We start from the raw sequence: 592 nt of genomic DNA on the forward strand, positions 1-592 counted from the left end.
GCCCTCGGCGATGYGCTGGGCCACCTGCCCGGAAGTCGGCGCAGAGCCTGGCGCGGCACGTTCCGCGGGCGATCCTGTGTCAATCATGGACGAACCTCGCCTTGAGGATCGCCAGACCCTGCATCACGAGCGCCAGTTCCGCCGGCGTCGCGTCGGACAGCGTGTTCGCGAGGTCGGCCCGGGCGCCACGGCGGATGTCGTCGAGCAGCGCCTTGCCTGCGGCGCTCAGCCGCAGCTCGGTGCGGCGGCGGTCGGCCGCGGCGGTGCTCGGCGAGACGTAGCCGCCGCGCACCAGCCGGTCGACCATCGCCGACGCGGTGGCGAGCGTCACGCCGAGGAAGCCGGCGACATCGCTGATCGAGCAGCCGGCATGGCGGCCGATGAAGCCCAGGCAGCGGAACTGCGGCACCGAGAGCCCGTCGTCCAGGCTGCCGCGCATGCCCATGCGGATGGCGTTCATCACGTCGGGCACGACGCTCAGCACCTCGGCCGCGACGCGGCTGGCGTCGGGCGCCGGGGGAGGCGAATCTGGCTTGGCTGGAGATCTGGAAAGAGAGGCCACGGCGGGACGCTGCCTTCGCAGGACTTGTGG

1 protein-coding gene is annotated in these 592 nt (G+C 72.4%); it reads right to left on the reverse strand.

The annotated features are described in order from the left end of the window. Window positions 1–79: 79 nt before the first annotated feature. The coding region (locus tag AC1D01_RS37925) for a MarR family winged helix-turn-helix transcriptional regulator (protein WP_477875142.1) at window positions 80–592 on the reverse strand (513 nt) is incomplete at its 5' end.

This window comes from Rhizobacter sp. P3_B12 (genome assembly GCF_056402895.1).